At 40.3% G+C, this 16707-nt stretch carries 20 protein-coding genes; 16 read left to right on the forward strand and 4 right to left on the reverse strand.

Annotation, left to right across the window (positions count from 1 at the left end; translation table 11 throughout):
- The first annotated feature begins 9 nt into the window (after positions 1-9).
- On the forward strand, positions 10-603 hold the full coding sequence (locus ABOO_RS01480; RefSeq protein ID WP_008084395.1) for a hypothetical protein: 594 nt from the start codon (positions 10-12) through the stop codon (positions 601-603).
- A 9-nt stretch (positions 604-612) separates the two neighbouring features.
- On the opposite strand, the gene ABOO_RS01485 is transcribed toward ABOO_RS01480, so the two are convergent.
- Entirely contained in the window at positions 613-1860 is a 1248-nt protein-coding gene (locus tag ABOO_RS01485) for an MFS transporter (RefSeq protein WP_008084412.1), read from the reverse strand.
- 69 nt (positions 1861-1929) lie between these two features.
- On the opposite strand from ABOO_RS01485, the gene ABOO_RS01490 reads away from it, so the two are divergent.
- The gene (locus tag ABOO_RS01490; RefSeq protein WP_008084490.1) at positions 1930-2706 is read left to right on the forward strand and encodes an HD domain-containing protein; all 777 of its coding nucleotides are present in this window, start codon (positions 1930-1932) and stop codon (positions 2704-2706) included.
- 33 nt (positions 2707-2739) lie between these two features.
- Complete coding sequence (locus ABOO_RS01495) at positions 2740-3090, forward strand: NifB/NifX family molybdenum-iron cluster-binding protein (RefSeq protein ID WP_012997096.1); 351 nt, start codon at positions 2740-2742, stop codon at positions 3088-3090.
- Here the strand turns inward: ABOO_RS01495 and ABOO_RS01500 are convergent.
- Positions 3087-3881: a peptidylprolyl isomerase gene (locus ABOO_RS01500; RefSeq protein WP_008084438.1), complete on the reverse strand. Its 795-nt coding sequence runs from the start codon at positions 3879-3881 to the stop codon at positions 3087-3089. The genes ABOO_RS01495 and ABOO_RS01500 overlap by 4 nt on opposite strands.
- A 91-nt stretch (positions 3882-3972) precedes the next feature.
- Between ABOO_RS01500 and ABOO_RS01505 the strand changes: the two genes are divergently transcribed.
- The 9 genes from ABOO_RS01505 to iorB are packed head-to-tail and all read left to right on the forward strand — an operon-like array spanning position 3973 to position 11384.
- Positions 3973-4362, forward strand: coding sequence for a dihydroneopterin aldolase family protein (locus tag ABOO_RS01505; RefSeq protein ID WP_008084562.1), 390 nt, complete (start codon positions 3973-3975; stop codon positions 4360-4362).
- Positions 4352-4891: an NTPase gene (locus ABOO_RS01510; RefSeq protein WP_008084553.1), complete on the forward strand. Its 540-nt coding sequence runs from the start codon at positions 4352-4354 to the stop codon at positions 4889-4891. Before ABOO_RS01505 ends, ABOO_RS01510 begins: the two co-directional genes overlap by 11 nt.
- On the forward strand, positions 4888-5910 hold the full coding sequence (locus ABOO_RS01515; RefSeq protein WP_008084418.1) for a methyltransferase: 1023 nt from the start codon (positions 4888-4890) through the stop codon (positions 5908-5910). Before ABOO_RS01510 ends, ABOO_RS01515 begins: the two co-directional genes overlap by 4 nt.
- 32 nt (positions 5911-5942) lie before the next feature.
- Entirely contained in the window at positions 5943-6503 is a 561-nt protein-coding gene (locus ABOO_RS01520; protein WP_008084430.1) for a 2-oxoacid:acceptor oxidoreductase family protein, read from the forward strand.
- 1 nt (position 6504) lies between these two features.
- Positions 6505-6831 (forward strand): 4Fe-4S binding protein, encoded by a 327-nt coding sequence (locus tag ABOO_RS01525; protein WP_008084516.1) that lies wholly within the window; start codon positions 6505-6507, stop codon positions 6829-6831.
- Positions 6828-8015 carry a transketolase C-terminal domain-containing protein gene (locus ABOO_RS01530; protein ID WP_008084543.1) on the forward strand — a complete coding sequence of 396 codons (1188 nt, stop codon included), beginning with the start codon at positions 6828-6830 and terminating at the stop codon, positions 8013-8015. The genes ABOO_RS01525 and ABOO_RS01530 overlap by 4 nt, the downstream gene beginning before the upstream one ends.
- A complete protein-coding gene (gene porB, locus ABOO_RS01535; RefSeq protein ID WP_008084437.1) occupies positions 8015-8920 on the forward strand; it encodes a pyruvate synthase subunit PorB in 906 nt (301 codons plus the stop codon). The genes ABOO_RS01530 and porB overlap by 1 nt, the downstream gene beginning before the upstream one ends.
- A complete protein-coding gene (iorA, locus tag ABOO_RS01540) occupies positions 8917-10806 on the forward strand; it encodes an indolepyruvate ferredoxin oxidoreductase subunit alpha (protein WP_008084524.1) in 1890 nt (629 codons plus the stop codon). The genes porB and iorA overlap by 4 nt, the downstream gene beginning before the upstream one ends.
- The gene (gene iorB / locus ABOO_RS01545) at positions 10803-11384 is read left to right on the forward strand and encodes an indolepyruvate ferredoxin oxidoreductase subunit beta (protein WP_008084510.1); all 582 of its coding nucleotides are present in this window, start codon (positions 10803-10805) and stop codon (positions 11382-11384) included. The genes iorA and iorB overlap by 4 nt, the downstream gene beginning before the upstream one ends.
- Here the strand turns inward: iorB and ABOO_RS01550 are convergent.
- Positions 11381-11869, reverse strand: coding sequence for a hypothetical protein (locus ABOO_RS01550; RefSeq protein WP_012997097.1), 489 nt, complete (start codon positions 11867-11869; stop codon positions 11381-11383). The two genes, iorB and ABOO_RS01550, sit on opposite strands and share 4 nt — an antisense overlap.
- A 71-nt stretch (positions 11870-11940) precedes the next feature.
- Between ABOO_RS01550 and cas4 the strand changes: the two genes are divergently transcribed.
- The 4 genes from cas4 to ABOO_RS01570 are packed head-to-tail and all read left to right on the forward strand — an operon-like array spanning position 11941 to position 15906.
- The gene (gene cas4 / locus ABOO_RS01555) at positions 11941-12912 is read left to right on the forward strand and encodes a CRISPR-associated protein Cas4 (RefSeq protein WP_008084476.1); all 972 of its coding nucleotides are present in this window, start codon (positions 11941-11943) and stop codon (positions 12910-12912) included.
- A gap of 48 nt (positions 12913-12960) precedes the next feature.
- Entirely contained in the window at positions 12961-13644 is a 684-nt protein-coding gene (locus ABOO_RS01560; RefSeq protein WP_008084376.1) for a metal-dependent hydrolase, read from the forward strand.
- A 55-nt stretch (positions 13645-13699) separates the two neighbouring features.
- Positions 13700-14086 carry a DUF3198 domain-containing protein gene (locus ABOO_RS01565; RefSeq protein WP_008084405.1) on the forward strand — a complete coding sequence of 129 codons (387 nt, stop codon included), beginning with the start codon at positions 13700-13702 and terminating at the stop codon, positions 14084-14086.
- The gene (locus ABOO_RS01570) at positions 14071-15906 is read left to right on the forward strand and encodes a phospholipase D-like domain-containing protein (protein WP_008084447.1); all 1836 of its coding nucleotides are present in this window, start codon (positions 14071-14073) and stop codon (positions 15904-15906) included. Before ABOO_RS01565 ends, ABOO_RS01570 begins: the two co-directional genes overlap by 16 nt.
- Here the strand turns inward: ABOO_RS01570 and speE are convergent.
- Positions 15856-16671 (reverse strand): polyamine aminopropyltransferase, encoded by an 816-nt coding sequence (gene speE / locus ABOO_RS01575; RefSeq protein ID WP_012997098.1) that lies wholly within the window; start codon positions 16669-16671, stop codon positions 15856-15858. The two genes, ABOO_RS01570 and speE, sit on opposite strands and share 51 nt — an antisense overlap.
- Positions 16672-16707: the final 36 nt, after the last annotated feature.

The raw sequence follows: 16707 nt of genomic DNA on the forward strand, positions 1-16707 counted from the left end.
GTGATTTAAATGGATAAAGTAGAAGCAAATGTATTGCAATGGCTCACCGCTGGAAGCGATGATGCTGTTGATATAGTGGACCTACCGTGGAAAGTTGAAGAATTAGATAGGGGAGTTTACTATGCAGAGCACCCATCGGTACCCATGCACCTAATGGTTGCCTTTTCCGATAATTTCGTGCATCTTATTGTACCAACAACAATTGAAACTGCAGAGATGAGTAATGAGGAAAAATTGCGCATATACGAGACACTTATGTGGCTAAATGATAAGGTACATATGATGAAGTATTCTATCGGTGGAGAGAATAAAAACATTAGATTGAGAGTAGATTTAGACAAATCCACCCTGGGAAAGGAAGAGTTCAACAACGCGCTGGTAGCTTTGGTTATAGGAGTACTCGTTGGAGTTAAGGCCCTTGGTATTGAAATGGAGTTCATGCAGAAGGTATTACAAAGACTCATTGATATGTTAGTTTACAGGATAGAAAATGGAGCCACAGAGGAAGAACTCATGAATTTTCTGACAAACACCGTAGGAATGGATGTAAGAGATGCAAAGGATTTGTTGGATGCAGTTATGCAGGCTATTGAACAGGAATAATCCTCATTTTTATTTTTTATAAACTCCATCTCTGATATACCTATCATTTTTTATAAATAAAACCAAGATTAAAGAGATTATCTCGGGTATTATTGCTACCAACATTGTCTCTGCAAGGCCTAACATGGGAATAAAATACGCACCCAATAAGGGCCCCACAACCCATCCCAAGGCCATGGAAGAATTCATAAGTCCAAGAGCAGTTGCCCTCTCTTTTTTTGTACTCATTCTTGACACATAAGTATTGGCAGAATTAAAATAAGAGCCCCATTTACTACCCGAAACTATGGCAGTTAGTATTAACATAGGAATTGTTATGGAATAATAATACAGGTAAAATGTAGCCATGTATCCCACAAGCCCATATATCAACACAGGTTTGCTTCCATACTTATCTGCAAGATAGCCGAATAGAATTATAAGAGGTATCGATGCAAGTCCATCTACTCCAAAATAAGTGCCCACCCAGGAGGAGCCAAATCTGGCACCAATAAGCAATGAAAGGTATGTGTAAACCATACCAGAACCAATCATGCTTATGAAAATAGAAACAGAGAAAAGCGAGATATTTCTGTTTCTCTCCACAAACGCTTTTACATTCTTCCACTTAAACACAGTTCTTCCAGGCCTATCATAGCGCATCAATAACCTTAAATCCTGAGGATTCTTCTTCTCTTCTTTGAAAAAGATGAGCAAAATCAAACCGGAGAAAATAGGTATTGAGGAAAAATAATAAACAAAGTGAATGGGGAAAACGGAGGTTACAAACCCGCCTGCAAAGTTCCCAAGCATAAACCCAATGTTGGAGAAGGAATTGAAAACAGCAAATCCCTTTCCCACATCTTTTGAAATCTCAGATACTAAAGCACTTATTGCTGGAGTCTGGGCAGATATGAAGAATCCCTGAAGCGTTCGGAGAAGAAGAACTAAAAATACAGAGGAGGCAAAGCCGATAAGAAGGAAGAAAAAGCCGCTGGAAAAAACTCCAAAGAGCGCAAATATCTTTCTTTTGCCCATCTTATCGGAGCTTCTACCCCAGAAGAATTGTCCAAAGGACGAAGTGATGTTAAACAATATGGATAGCATCCCCACTGCGATAACTCCTCCTCCCAAAAGTTTTACCAAATTTGGAAGGTATGGCCAAGCCATACCCCAACCCATATTTATAAGAAGAAACGCGATAGATATGTGAACCAACTTGCGATTAAGTGTCTCTTTTAATCTTTCGTTGAGTTTCACTGGTGCAAATATGCTCATATATTAAAATTATTTGCGCTGTGATGCAATATCAAGCATATTTTTAATACATTTCAACCATACCCTCATATGAGCGAATTTTCAGTACCTTACGAAAACAACGAAAAACTGAAAATATTGGTAAATAGGATAAAAAATGATGTGGAATTGAATACTCTCTGGAAAGCGTCCAATATAATTGCCATTGACCGCCTTGGATACAATGATCACGGCCCTGTGCATGTTAAAATCGTTGCAAACTTAGCCTTGAGGATGCTCAGAATTCTAATAAACAAGGGTATTGTACCGGGGGTAGTGAAAAATTACGGAATGAAAAATGAGGATGCAGAAATAATTGTTACGCTTGCTTCCGCCCTCCACGACATAGGGCATGCAATACATAGAACTGAGCACGAAGATAACAGTCTCGTGCTGGCAGTCCCCATAATAGACAGACTTCTTGAAGGCATATACGAGGAGGAGGAAAAAACGATAATAAAAGCGGAAACTTTACATGCAATATTTTCTCACAGGGCAAACATAATACCATTAACCATCGAGGCAGGAATTGTCAAAATTGCTGATGCCTTAGATATGGAAGAAGGCCGTGCGAGAATCCCATTTAAAATAGGGAAGATAAATATACATTCTGTATCTGCTCTTGCAATAAAGGAAGTTAGTGTTATGGAAGGAGATAAAAAGCCCTTGAAAATAAGAATAAAGATGAGAAACTCTGCAGGAATATTTCAAGTGGATGAACTCCTGAAGAATAAAATAGAAACCTCTGGAATTAAGGATCTGATTGAGGTGATAGCAGAGGTTGTTGGGCAAGAGGAGGAAAAAATCGTTGACCGTGTGGAGTTTTAAAAAGTATTAAAACCCAAAACACATAACCTCCTTATGATTGTTGCATTACCATCCACGGAGAAAGGTATGAATGGAAGCATTGCAGATATTAAGGATGCAAAGTATTATACCTTCGTAGAAGTAAATCTCCAAAGCAAAGAGGTCTTGAATGTACATATAGAAAAACTCCCGTTTGAATCTCACGAGCCCGTAGATATTCCATTGTTTATAAGGCAATATTATGGAGAACTTCTGATAGTGAAAGATTTGGATAAAATAGCCCAGGACTTTTTCAAATATATGGGCATAAAAGTACTAACTGGGGTTGATGGAAAAATAGAAGAGATTATCAATGCTTTTATAAATGGGGAGATCTACAAAATCATAGAGAGAAATAAAAATTAAGATTCGGTCTTTTCCTCTTCAGCATTTTCCTCTTTGCCTTCTTCTTTATTTTCTTCTGCATTCTCTGTATTTTCATCTGTGTTCTCTTTGGTCTCTTCCTCTTTTTTCTCTTCCTTCTTTGGATAAACTTCCACGAACTTCACATTCTTGTTTGCAACATAATCCCTTATGTCTCCAACAATTGCGTATTTTGCAACAGCCCAGTTGCTATCGTACTTGCATACATCTGGAAGCTCGATAATTATATCATCATCCTTAACCTCAATATTGAATTTCTCAACCTCTTTACCATAATCCATTTCAATTATGGCACGAACCTTATCCACATCCCCTTCAACTTTCTCAACAATCTTGAATTTGTACTTCAGTGTTTTGCCGGCAAGTGGATGATTGAAATCTATAACAACGCGACCAGGAGTAACCGTAACTATTCTTCCACGCTTGTTATTTATCACAACTTCCTTACCTACTTCAGGCTCGATTTTCTGTCTAGCGAGTTCCCTGTAAGAATGTATCTTCACGAGCTTCGGGTCTCTTTCCCCATAACCCTTCTCTGGAGGTATTGTGACTTCATAATCTTTATCAACTTCCGCCTTCAGAAGTTCTTCATCAATGCCCTTTATCAATCTTCCAGCTCCAACAACAGAGACCATCGGCCCATACTTTACATTAGGATCATGAATGCCATGCTCTTTGGCAAGATCCTCCTTGGTTGTATCAAACAAAATCTCATTTCCATCCTCAACGACCCAAGCTTCGAATTCCCAGCGTATTATGTCTCCTTTTTCCATATGAATCCCTCAACCCCATATCTTGATTCTATATTTAAGAATTTGCATAACACGAAATAATAATATTCATGTTTGCCATACCCCTACCACAATGAAAGTGGATAAAGCTAAGAAATATTTCAATTGCTCTTCTTCTGAAAGGGCGGCATTTGAGGCGGGAATTAAGTTAGGTACCGTGTATCACCAATTTGTGGGCACTCCATTAAGTTTAGAGAATGTGGACGCTTTGGAGAAGGCAATAGAGGCAAGCTTAAAAGTTCAGCCCTTCGTTGTGGATGCAAAGGTTAGAATTGATAGGAGCAGAATAAAAAAGAAGAGCGGATTTTACAAATATTTGACGCTAAGCGGTGATATGCTCGATGTTGAGCTAACCGTGCAATATGAGGATAAAACTGCGCTATGCAAATTAGAATATGTAGAGGAGATGGATTATCCCCTGATGTACATTAAAGAAATAAGAGGTGCTGAAAATGTACATTAAAATCGGGTTGAGTGGATTGCCAGGTGTTGGGAAAACTACCACCCTCATAAAGACCATTGAGATTCTGGAGGAGGAGGGCTATATTGTGGGAGGAATGATAACCGAAGAGTTAAGGGAGAATGGGAAAAGAACTGGGTTTTATGTGTTGGACTGGATGAGCAAAGAGAAGAAAGTTTTTGCCCACAAAGATTTTGAATCTAGGCACAAAGTTGGAAAATACGGAATTGATATAAAAGCGCTGGAAGAGGTGGGAATAAAAGCACTCCAAGATGCTATGGATAAAGCAGACATAATTGTAATAGACGAAATTGGAAAGATGGAGGTAGAGAGCAAGAAATTCGTTCAAACTGTGCGTGATATCTTAGATATGGACAAGCACATAATAATGACTCTTCATAAAAAATCAAGGAACTCCCTATTACAAGAGATCAGAAGAAGGGATGATATAAGGATGCTAGAAGTCACTCCTATAAATAGAAATCTATTGCCTTTTAAAATAGTGCAACTGATAAAAGGGGAGAGGCAGTGATAGTTGAAGAGGGAAAGATAAAGATTTTAGCACCAAATGTGAACCTAAGAGGTCCGGGGAAGATTGAAGGAGTTTTTTACAACAGAGCAATGGTATTCAACAGAGATACCTCTATCTTCCTCCTCTATAATTTAAGAGTAAAGAACGCTTTAGATGCACTCGCCGCCACCGGTGTGAGGGGAATAAGATTTGCAAAGGAATTAGGTATTGAAACTACCATAAACGATAAAGATTCAAGAGCGGTGGAAATAATAAAGAAGAATTTAGAACTCAACAATGTCGAGGCAAGAGTGACAAATAGAGATGCAAACGCATTGATGATTGAGGAAAAATACAACTATGTAGACATTGACCCCTTTGGAACACCTGTGCCATTCATAGATTCGGCAATACTCTCGGGGAAAATAATTGGAATAACCGCCACGGATACAGCAACTCTCGGTGGAAGAAATAGGAGAATTGTGAGAAGATACCTAGCCGATGTTTGTGCCCCTACAGAGCTTGTCCATGAGATTGGAATTAGAGTTCTCCTTGGTTACATAGGAAGGATGGCAGTTAGATTTGATCTGGGCATAGAGCCGATAATTAGCATATGGCAAGGGCATTTTTACAGGGTATATGTGAGAATTAAAAAAGGGGTATCTAAAGCCAATGCAACCTTAGAAAAAATAAAAAATACTGAATTCGGAGGACCCATATGGGTAGGAGAGATGCACGATTTCTCCTTTTTGAAGAATTCAAAAATTCCAGAATGGCTGCCCACCAAAAAAATCCTAGAAAAATACCTTTCAATCTGGAAAAATGAAAAATTCTTTCTTTTCTACCACCTACCCTCAATTTCCAGCGAGTTAAGAGTTTCCACTCCTTCCCCAAGGCAAATAATAGAGAATTTGAAAGAGCAAGGCTATGAGGCATATCCCACTCAATTCTCACCTCAGGGTATAAGAAGCAATGCTCCAGTAGATGTTTTGAAGGATATAATAAAGAGTGCTAATTCTTCTCACTGGGAAAGCCAATAAATAGAATAATGCAATTACCGTGTGGTGATGTTATGATAGAAATTCGTTTTCATGGACGAGGTGGACAGGGTTCGGTTATAGCCTCAAAGATATTAGCTAAGGCATTCTTTATGGAAGGAAAATATGTATCTGCGTTTCCCTACTACGGGGTAGAAAGAAGAGGTGCACCTGTAACTGCATTTACAAGGGTAGATGAGAAGCCAATCAGGGCAAAGTACCAGATTTACGAGCCGGATTATGTAATCGTTTTAGACCCATCCTTATTAACGGCCGTGGATGTTCTTCATGGATTGAAAAGAAATGGCTGGATTCTTGTAAACACAGCAAAGAAGCCAGTGGAATTAAGAAGTACCCTTAATTTCCCACATATTGCTACTGTAGATGCCACAACAATAGCCCTAAAGCATCATCTTGGCTCACAGGCTGCACCTATTGTAAATACGGCCATTTTAGGAGCCTTCTCAAAACTAAGTGAGATGGTAAAAATAGAAACGGTTATGGATGCTATTCGACAAATGGCACCCGTCAAGCAAGAAGAAAACGCTCAAGCGGCAAAAGATGCTTATGAAAGCGTTATAGTTGGAGGTGATTAAGATGCCCATAATATTGCCTGAAGAACCAACACCCATAGCAAAGGTTCCAAGCACAGAGAATAAAACAGGAGGTTGGAGGACTTTCAGACCAATCATCCATTATGATAAATGCATACGCTGTTATATATGCTGGAAATTCTGTCCAGACGCGGCTATTCATTTTGCATCGCCAGAAGCACATGAGGCACCAAAGGAAGCACTTGCCAAATTCGATACTGTGGAAATAAATTACGATTTCTGCAAGGGCTGCGGAATATGTGCCAATGAGTGCCCAACAAAAGCCATTGAACTTGTGCTAGAAGAAAGTTTCAGGGGTGATGAAGAATGAAGATGATTCTCACAGGTAATGAGAGTGCCGCCTGGGGAGCTAGACTTTCAAAGCCAAAGGTAATTGCTGCTTATCCCATTACTCCCCAAACGAGCATAATTGAAACAATTGCAGCTTTCATTGCAAATGGAGAAATGGATGCACGATACATTCGTGTTGAGAGCGAGCATTCTGCAATGGCTGCCTGCATAGCAGCTCAAAACACGGGAGTAAGGACATACACGGCTACTAGTGCCCATGGCCTCGCACTTATGCACGAGGTTTTAATGTGGGCGTCCGGCGCAAGATTGCCCATTGTAATGAGCGTTGTGAATCGCGCAATGGCTCCTCCGTGGAGCGTTTGGACTGACCAGCTTGATACCATGGCAGAGCGAGATAGTGGATGGATACAGGTTTATGCTCAGAATAATCAGGAAGTGCTTGATTCCATAATAATGTCCTACAAGATTGCAGAAAAGCATAATATCCTCTTACCCACTATGGTAATTGAAGATGCTTTCATTCTATCTCACACATCGGAAGGTGTAGACATCCCAGAACAAAAGAAGGTAGATGATTTCTTAGGGGAATACATTCCTGCATTCAAATTGGACCCCGATGAGCCTGGTGGATTTGGCTCTTTGATTATGCCTGAGGGGCCCTATATGGAGTTCCGCTACAAGATGGCCCTGGCAATGGATGAGGCAAGAAACGAAATAAAGAAAGTTGTGGAGGAATATAACGAGAATTTCAATAGGAATTATTCACCATTCATAGAGGAGTATCGCACAGAAGATGCAGATGCAGTTATGGTTGTTTTGGGCACAATCGGTTCTACAGCGAAGGATGTGGTTGATAAAATGAGGGAGAAGGGCAAGAAGGTTGGAGTTGCCAGAGTTAGATACTTCCGTCCATTCCCCATAGATGAAATACGAGCTTTAGCCAAGAAGACAAGTATGATTGGCGTAGTAGATAGAAGCTACTCCTTCGGTCCAGGCGCAGATTTGTACGCTGAGACAAAATCCGTACTCTATGGGCATACAACCATACCTGTAAAGAACTATGTGATGGGGCTTGGTGGGAGAGATATAACACCACAGGTACTTGAGAAGGTATTCAATGATATGCTTGCAATTACAAAAGAAGGGGTTGTAGACAGAGAGGTTGAATGGGTTGGCTTACATGGAGACGAGAGGTGGTCATAATGAAAAAATTAACCATACCTGAAGAGGAGTATATGCTTCCTGGGCATACTGCTTGCCTTGGCTGTGGAGCAACAATAGCCATGCGCTATGTTCTAAAGGCCCTTGGTAAAAATACAATTTTATCCATTCCAGCATGCTGCTGGGCTGTCATTCCAGGCGTGTATCCTCACCGAACTTTAGAAGTTCCCCTGCTCTATACTGCCTTTGAAGTTACAGGAGCCTCCATATCAGGAATCAGAGAAGCTTTGGATGCCCTCGGCAAAGAAGATGTTAATGTCGTGGGATTTGCAGGAGATGGTGGTACAGCAGATATTGGCCTTCAAGCTCTAAGCGCAGCAGCTGAGCGCGGGCATAATGTTTTCTACATAATGTATGATAATGAGGCATATATGAACACGGGCATACAGCGCTCCGGCTCAACTCCTATGGGTGCTTGGACTACAACCACTCCTGGAGGAAAGAAGAGGATATACAAGTGGGAACCAAAGAAGAATGTTGCCGAAATAATGGTCGCTCACCATATCCCCTATGTGGCCACTGCCACCATTGCTTATCCTGAGGATATGATTGCCAAATTGAAGAGAGCCAAGGAAATTAAAGGCCCAAAATTCTTCCAGATTCTATCACCTTGCCCAACGGGATGGAGACATTCTCCAGATAAAACAGTGGAAATATCACGCCTGGCCGTGCAAACAAACATATTCCCGCTCTACGAGGTTATAAATGGAAAATACAAAATTTCAATAAAGCCAAAGAATCCAAAGCCGGTAAAGGAGTACCTGCGTCTCCAAGGCAGGTTCAGACATTTAACCGAGGAAGAAATTGCGATGATTCAAAAGAATGTGGATGAGAATTGGAAGGCATTGCTGAAGAAGGAGCGCTGCTCACAGGAGGAAGATGAATGAAATACCAAAATATTCTCGCTGATGAGCCTGGAAGAAAGGAGTTTCTACTCGGAAACGAGGCAGTAGTAAGGGGAGCATTAGAAGCAGGCGTGGATTTTGCGAGTACCTATCCAGGCACACCATCCAGCGAGATAGGAAATGTTCTTTTCTATATTGCAAAGCAAGCAGGCGTGTACTTTGAATTCTCCACCAACGAAAAGGTTGCTATGGAGGTCAGCGCTGCAGCAGCAGCCTCTGGACTCCGTTCTTTAGTGTTTTTCAAGCATGTGGGGTTAAATGTAGCGGCGGATGCGTTCATGACAACAGCGTACATAGGCACCAACGGAGGATTGGTCATATTAACGGCAGATGACCCGAGCATGCATTCCTCGCAGAACGAGCAGGACAATAGGCATTATGCCATGCTCTCCGGCATGCCTATGATTGAACCATCCAACGCACAGGAGATGAAGGATTTCATCAAGGAAGCATTTGAGATTTCGGAAAAACTGAAACTTCCTGTGTTATTCCGCACAACAACTCGCGTCAATCATGTTAGAGGCATAGTGGATTATGGAGAGATGAAAGAGAAGAGAGGAAAGGGTTATTTCAAGAAGGATCCAAAGAGGTATGTGCCCGTGCCCGAGAACTCAAGGAGAATGCATAAAGCACTTCTTGAGAAGATAGAAAAAGCTAGAGAGTTAAGTAACAGCTCTCCGTTAAACAGGGTTGAGTGGAACGATGGAGAGGTGGGAATAATAACGAGTGGAGTCGCGTACAATTATGTTTACGATGTCGCCAATCAACTGGGCTTAAAGGTGAACATCCTGAAACTAGCCTTCACGCATCCATTCCCCGATGAATTGGTTAAAGATTTCATCTCAAAGCACAAGAAAATCATAATTGCGGAGGAATTAGAGCCATACCTGGAGAGGGAGACTAGGATAGTGGCTGAGATGAACAACATCGATGTGGAGATTTACGGAAAGCTCAACGGCTACTTCCCAAGGGCTTACGAGTACAATCCAGATGTGATAAAAGACGCTTTTGAGAAGATTTTAGGCATTAAGGTTGAGAGAAAGGCCTATGAGCCAAAGCCCGTGGAGCTTCCAGCGAGGCCACCTGTGCTCTGTCCCGGCTGCCCTCACAGAGCCACATACTACGCAGCTATGATGGCTCTCAAACAGCTCAAAATCAAAGACGCCATAATAACCACGGATATCGGTTGCTATACCCTGGGCATACAGAAGCCCTACGAAATGGCAGATTACCTGCTCTGCATGGGCTCAAGCATAGGTACAGCAGTTGGCTTCTCCAAGGCAACGGAGCAGAAGGTGATTGGTTTCGTGGGCGATTCAACCTTCTTCCACGCCGCAATACCCGGGCTCATAGATGCGTACCACAATCGTGCAAATCTCGTCTATGTCATTCTGGATAATAGGACTACGGCGATGACTGGGCATCAGCCGCATCCAGGATTGCCCATGGACGGAATGGGCAACAAGGCACCCTATGTGGATATAGAGAAATTAGTGCGTGGCATCGGTATTGACTGGGTTCGCACCGTGGACCCCTACGATGTCAATGAAACCATAAAGGTCTTCAAGGAGGCAATCCAGCACGAGGGAATTTCGGTGATAATAGCAAAGAGAGAGTGCGCATTACTCTGGGATGCTGCCAGGCGCAAGCAGGGAGAGTGGTGGGTGTACGAGATAAATCAGGATAAATGCACGCAGTGTGGAATATGCTCTGACTGGCTCGCCTGCGTTGCCATATACAAGGACAAGGATGATCTGGCTCCTAATGGAAAGCCAAGGGTGTACATTAATAATGCTCTTTGTGATGGATGTGGAGTTTGCGCCACAGTTTGCCCATTTAACGCTATTGAGAAGAAGGTGATAAAATGAATACGAGCATAATTTTCGCAGGAGTTGGAGGTCAGGGGGTGCTAACCGCATCGAGCATCGTGGGAAAGGCAGCTTTGCTATCAGGCATAAATGTGGTTATGAGCGAAGTTCACGGCATGGCCCAGCGTGGAGGAATCGTCGTGACTGAGATGAAAATCGGCGAGGCAAAGAGCCCACTCATAGGCAAGGGAGAGGCCGACATAATTGTAGGCTTCGAGCCCGTGGAAGCGTACAGGGCACTCCCCAAAGCGCATAAGGGAAGTTATGTTATAGTTAATACCGAACCGATAATTCCAATAACTGCCTCTCTTGGAGATTCTTCCTATCCAGAAGTAAATGAGCTCTTGGAAAATATGAAGGACTTGAATGTTATACCCATAGAGGCCACGGAGCTCGCTAGAAAGGCGGGAGATTCTATAACAACGAACATAGTCATGCTCGGTGCCCTTGTAAAACTCCCAATATTCCCTATAGAAAAGGAAAAAATAAAGGAGGCAATAAAGCAAAGCATAAATCCACGGTACCACGAATTGAACTTTAAAGCTTTTGAGATGGGCTACGAAGCTGTAGAGATTTAATACCTCTTATATTGTTTTTCTTCCATCTTTCTATTCCATAGGAGCAAAACAAATGCTATCACTACAATTATCATACCAAGGCAGCAAACTCCACCAGATGCGTAAATACCGTACATAAGAGTATTCATCAAACTTTCCTCAGATATTAGAACCGCTACTTCTGCATCTGTGTTTTCATCATTCTTTATAACCAACTCATATTGTCCGTTTGCATTGGTTATATTTATGGAGTACGCATTTGTATCATTTCCTTGAGATAACAATGTGCCATTAGGCGCATAAAATTCATAGGATATATTGGTGGGAGAACTTATCAAAATGGAATAATTCCCAGTCAAATTTATGGATATGCTCTTGGAAGAATTAGCTCCTACCTTGATAACTTTAGTTTCTTTAATTCCGTTAGCATAAAATACACCTAAAATCACAACCGCAACCACGATTAGAATCACACCAATTAAGAGCAGAATTGTAGATTTTCGCATAATAAAATATTGAATGCGCATATATTAAGATTTTTCAAAAGAATTAAATAAGCTTTGAGCATATTTATCTTGTGGATTACATTTCTGCAGGAGACATTGAAAAGTACTCGTACTGCCCATTGAGCTGGTGGCTGAGCAGGAATGAAAAGCATAAGGAAAATGAGGGTGTGAGAAGGCACAGGGAAATCAGCAAGGGAGCTGCAGATATGAAGAAAAAATACAAACAGATGAAAGAGTTTGAGAGCATGGCCATTTATTTTTCCATAGGTGCCACAATAATATCTCTTGTGGGCATATCCTTCATATACACTTCACCCATACTAAGCAGGATGTTCATTCTTTTCTCAATTTTATGGCTGGGCTTCTCCTTTTATTTGCTATGGAAGGCAGATAAATATGCTATTTTAGTGGAGAGAAAAAATGCAGAGAGAATTATGGTTATAGCATCGGCAGCAGCCACAACATTCTCGATATTTTCGGTAACATTCATTCTTCCCCCAAATTACACCCTCGGCTATGTTCTGGAAGTTCTATCCCTCCTATGGCTCGTATTTGCCACTTATTTTCTCTATATGGCTATGAAAAGAGATATCCAATACAATGAGATTAAGAAAAAACTACAGCTTCCAGATGGGGAAATTGTATACATTGATGATTTGCAAAAGAGCCCCATACTGAAAAGCGAGAAATACAAAATATGGGGAAGACCTGATTTACTCATAAAAATGGGAGATGATTATATTCCAGTGGAAATAAAGACAGGTAGAGTGCCCAGGGGCCCGCATTTTTCGCATATTATGCAACTTACAGCATACATGGTGCTTGTGGAGGAAAATTACAAGACTCCACCTTATGGATTACTCAAATATGGTCCAGTGATATATAAAATTGAATATGAGGAGGACTTGAAGAACATAATGCTCCAAAAGGTAAAGGAGATGAGGGAAGCGCTGAAAACTGGAGAGGTGCATAGGAATCATAACAAAGTTGGAAAATGCCTGCACTGCTCTCGCAGAGAACTGTGTCCAGAGAGATTGAGTTAGGGAAAATTTAAAATTGAATGATGAGATATTTGGCAGAGGTGATGAAAAATGAAGATAACTTGGCTTGGGCACTCTGCATTTCTAATAGAGGAAAATGGGAAGAAGGTACTAGTGGACCCATTTATAACGGGCAACGATGCAGCACCTGTTAAGCCCGATGATATTGATTGCGATATAATTGCTGTCACCCATGGGCACGGAGACCATCTTGGTGATGCAATATTCATCTCAAAGCGCAAGAATGTTCCAATAGTGGCAATTTACGAGTTAGGACAATATATATCTTCAAAGGGTGCAGATGCAATCGGAATGAATTTCAGCGGCACATACGAGCAGGATGGCATACGCCTAACCATGGTTCCCGCCCTCCATTCTGCAGGCATTACAGAGAGCAATTTCTCTTACGATGGTGGCTTGCCGGCAGGATTCATAATTGAGATAAACGGAAAGAAAGTCTATCACGCAGGAGATACGGGACTTTTCGGAGATATGAAAATCATAGGGGATATATACAAGCCAGATGTAGCCTTATTGCCCATTGGAGGTCTATTCACCATGGATACAAAATTGGCGGTAATTGCGGCAAAGTGGATCAAGCCAAAGTATGTTATTCCAATGCATTACAACACCTGGCCTCCCATACAAGCAGATCCAGAAGAGATGAGAGAAGAGCTTGAAAATGAAGGTATGAAATTGATAATACTCAAGCCCGGTGAGAGTTTTTCCTTCTAAAATTTTTATCTTTTTAAGCGAAAATACTTTATTAGTGCAGTACTTCCTCTTTCTAATGTCATGGAGCAAGATGAGGGAATACATATTGCACATAAGCTTAGCATTGTTCATTTGGGGTTTATACTGGACAATAACAGGCGGGTACTGGGTATTACAATCCACAGGATTCATAAAAAAAGATCCGGGGATGGATTACTTAACCGCATGGGCAGGAGACTGGAACTACTGGTTCTTGATAATCGGTGTTTTTATAGCCATAGCAGGCGGATGGTATGTATTTGACACTCTCAGAAAAAGACTGAAATTTGAAGAGTATATAAACTCTGAGAGCAAAAGAGAATTTGTGAACAATCTTAGAGAACTGGAAGAAATATCATACAAGCTTGGAGAGAAGTATCAAAATAGGTTGGAAGAGAAAAAGAGAGAATGGAGAGTAAAGTAATTTTTCTGGTTATTATCCTCCTTCTCATTCCGTATTCTCATGGAGAGATTGGAGAAAACGCTGCCAAGGAGCATCTTTTAATATATGAAGCAAGCCCGTATCCCTACGCAAAAACAGATATGGAATATGTTTGCATTTTTAACCCATTAAATGTAAAAATAAATTTAAACGGTTATTTTATAACTGATTTTGAAGGTAAGCTTATTCTCCACGGCTCAATTACACCTAATTCAAAAATATACATAGCCCAAAATTCTTCATCTTTCCTTAACTTTATGGGTTTCTATCCAAATTACACATACGCAGAGCTCAAAGATGGTAAATTCTCCCTAGCAAACAAGGGTGACGAAATTGCCCTTTACAACGGGTCAAAAATGGTGGACATGGTGATTTATGGAAATTCAAAATACAATGGCACAGGATGGATTGGCAAGCCATTAAAACTAACCCAGGGACATATAATTAGAAGAAAAAATCTAATAGATACAAATACACCCAAAGATTGGAGCACATACCATGTAATAGGTCAAAGTGATTTTAAGCCAGAAGTATTCAAAGCATCTTTGGAAATATTTCCCTATCCTGATAAATGGAAAGAGGTTTTGAGATTCACTAAAGAAGCAAAAAGCAAAATTCTCATAGAATCTTACACAATGGATAGCCTCGCCCTTGAAAAAGTGCTTGAAGAAAAATTGAAAGATGGTGTTGAAGTAAATATACTATTGGACGGCTCTCCAATCGGGGGCATTAAAGATTCGGAAAAATACATCTTGCAGAGGTTATATTTAAAGGGTGCAAATATAAAATTCATGATCAACGAGCCCTCCAAAGGCATATACGACAGATACACATTCTTGCATGCAAAGTTCATAATAGTTGATGATGATAAAGTACTTGTATCAACTGAAAATTTTGGAGATTCGTCCCTATCACCTTGTGGAAATAGGGGATATGGAGTTATAGTTAGAAACGAGAATTTTGCAAGGTACATGGTAAGGGTATTTTACGATGATTCTAAAAATGTAGAAGACATAGAGAATTATTCCGGCTATTTCCAAAATGTAAGTTTAGAGGAAAATAGAATAGAATTGCGAAGAGCAACATTTAGCAGTGTGAATCTCACCGCCTATATAGAGCCACTAATAGCACCCGATTTCTCATATGCTCTCTTCCAAAGCTTTGTATCGGGGCAGAGAGACCTTAAAATAGAGGCTCTCTACATAGACAATAATGTTTGGAATATGTTGAAAAATAAAACATATCGAGCTTTAGTTCAATACAGAAGGGAAGGAGAGAATGCAAGGTTGTTTGATGGATACGAGCATTACATTCCATATCTACATGCAAAGCTGATTATCGGGGATTCTTCCGTACTTGTTGGAAGTATGAACTTTGGAATATCCTCCATGCTTAGGAACAGAGAAGTATCCCTGATAATAAAAAGCAAAAATGCGGCAAATTATCTATCAAAAATATTTGATTACGATTGGGACGGAAAATACAAGCCCATAATATTCGCCCATATAATTGAAGAGAAAAATGAGTTAACTATAGATTTATCAAAAAGCGTTGGAAATATAAAGGACTACATAATTTATGTTGATGGAAAGAAAATTTATGAGACAAACGATGCAATTATTCACTTAAAATTAGGTTCGGGAGTTCATAAGATAAAAATCATTGCCATAGATTACTGGGGAAATACTGCAAGTTTGGAGAAAAATGTAAAAATTGAAGGGAGTACATTTGATCCGAGACTCATAATACTCTTAGTATTTCTTGCATTCTTCTTGTATGAAATTTGGAAGAATCATGGATGAATGATAAATCTCTTCATTGAAATATCTCGTTTTAAAATTCAAAGGCCTTCTAAGTTTTATTTCTTCATCACTCGCCATAACAAAACTCCACATCCCGCTTGGATAAGTGGGTATATATGCAAGATATATCTTCACATTCTCAAAGCTCTTACTTAGGCTTCTTCTAACTTTGCACACTTCTTCTGGGTGATAAAATGGAGTGCCGCATTGCTGTGATATTATCCCCCCATCTGCCAAGGATTTTTTAACATTCATATAAAACTCCTCTGTAAACAACCCTTCAGCTGGACCAACGGGATCGGTGGAATCAATTATTATTACATCAAAATTTTTGTTTTTCTTTACAAATTCTATTCCATTTTCTATGTGCAAATGCAATTTGGGGTTTTCATAACTTGAGGCTACGCTTGGCAAATGTTTTCTGGCAATTTTAACAACCTCTTCATCAATTTCTACTAAATGCACTTCATCCACATCATGCTTTAAAACTTCCCTTGCAGCGCCCCCATCACCTCCCCCAATAATCAAAATTTTTCTTGGATTTCTATGCGTGAGCAAAGGAGGATGAACTATCATTTCATGATATATGAACTCATCCCTCTCAGTCATCTGAACAGTTCCATCAATAACAAGCAATTTTCCATAATCATAGGTATCGAAGAGATGAATATCCTGATAATCAGAATGAACATGCCCAATTTCCTCTTTTATTCTGAATCCAATCTTTATATTTTTAGTATGCATCTCCGAGTACCAGAGCTCCATAATTTGGTCAAATTTAGCAGATATTTTAAACTTTTG

The organism is Aciduliprofundum boonei T469 (assembly GCF_000025665.1).
GTDB classification, from domain to species: domain Archaea; phylum Thermoplasmatota; class Thermoplasmata; order Thermoplasmatales; family Aciduliprofundaceae; genus Aciduliprofundum; species Aciduliprofundum boonei.